This is a genomic window from Shewanella sp. SR44-4, assembly GCF_014163715.1.
GTDB lineage: Bacteria > Pseudomonadota > Gammaproteobacteria > Enterobacterales > Shewanellaceae > Shewanella.
In genome coordinates, this window is the sequence record NZ_JACJDU010000115.1 from 1 (window position 1) to 1,218 (window position 1,218).

Here is a 1,218-nt window from a genome sequence, read left to right on the forward strand (position 1 = left end):
CACATCAAACAGCGCGTTTTCTCGAACTGTTAATTACATAATAAAGAGTCACATCTCACGTGTTCGGGCTTGTTCAACACTTGGGATAAGGACGCGGCTTCGCGCGGCCTATCCTTATTAGTTAGTTGCTGATACTCCGCAACTCATTAATAACACTACTTTATCCAACCCACCGTAAGAAAGCTAATGCAAAAGTGAGATAAAACATAAGGAAGTTTGAACGCTGAAAAATGGCGGCTGAACTTAAACACTTCCTGTGATTGATAACTGTTTTTACAAACACACCCGAGTTTGTAAATACTGCACTAAAAAGCACTTAAATTAATAGCAAACTAACGCTTAATATAACTGGAAAATACGAGCGCTTTACAGCGAGTAGTTTTCCAGTTGATGTTTTTGTTATAAGCCATTAATCCGATCCATTGAACACTTCGAAGTTTGATAAATATTTTTGAGGACCTCCACCAAACTGACCACTATTTGGTGGTTCATTATCTTTCTCGATGTTACGGATAAAAAGTAAAATGACTATAGCCCCAATGATTGGAAAAATAAGAACGATCAGTATTTGTAACACTTTTTGGACTTTCTCAAGAATGCTGCATTTTACTACTCTGTAAATGACATAGATATTGAAAACAAGTACCAATAATAATGACATTTCTAATAGCATTAGTCCCAGTTCCTCAATGGCTTATAACGCTACAATATGGGGCGCGCGCTGTTTGCGCGTCCCAGCCCAACTTGTTGGGCGAACATAATTGACTTGTTATATGCACACCAACTCCAATTCAGCATCACTTGGTTCAAATATCTCTAACCAGAGAGTAAAACCATTTTCGTCACTACACTCCAGATCAAATGCACTGTCGTAAACCTCAACGATTGTTGCAATGTCACCAACACGAGGAGATCTTGATCCAAAGCTACCTTCATTATATTTAAAGTTTTTATTCAAAGACTTAATTTTAACAACAGAGTACTGATTCATCAGAAGCCCAAGTGCATATAACGCCTCATTAAGAGGAAATTTATTGTTGGCTAAAATGTTGAACGCAGTGAAAACAGCCAACTGTAAATTTTCCTGCTTTAATGCCTTGTTGAACGAAGCCGCTCTGCGGCAGAAAAGATAAAAGCCCATCTTTCTCACCATCATAAATACTTACTAGACCCTGCCTACCTTGGCATTACCTAGGAGTATCACCATGGAAACTCATG

At 38.3% G+C, this 1,218-nt stretch carries 1 protein-coding gene; it reads right to left on the bottom strand.

Going from position 1 to position 1,218, the window contains the following annotated elements; all coding sequences use genetic code 11:
- Positions 1-769 precede the first annotated feature (769 nt).
- Positions 770-1,141 carry a DUF4926 domain-containing protein gene (locus tag H5125_RS22290; protein ID WP_259395518.1) on the bottom strand — a complete coding sequence of 124 codons (372 nt, stop codon included), beginning with the start codon at positions 1,139-1,141 and terminating at the stop codon, positions 770-772.
- Positions 1,142-1,218: the final 77 nt, after the last annotated feature.

Excerpts from the sequence above, each read along its gene's own strand:
- H5125_RS22290 (WP_259395518.1), bottom strand. The coding sequence starts at position 1,141 with ATGGGCTTTTATCTTTTCTGCCGCAGAGCGGCTTCGTTCAACAAGGCA.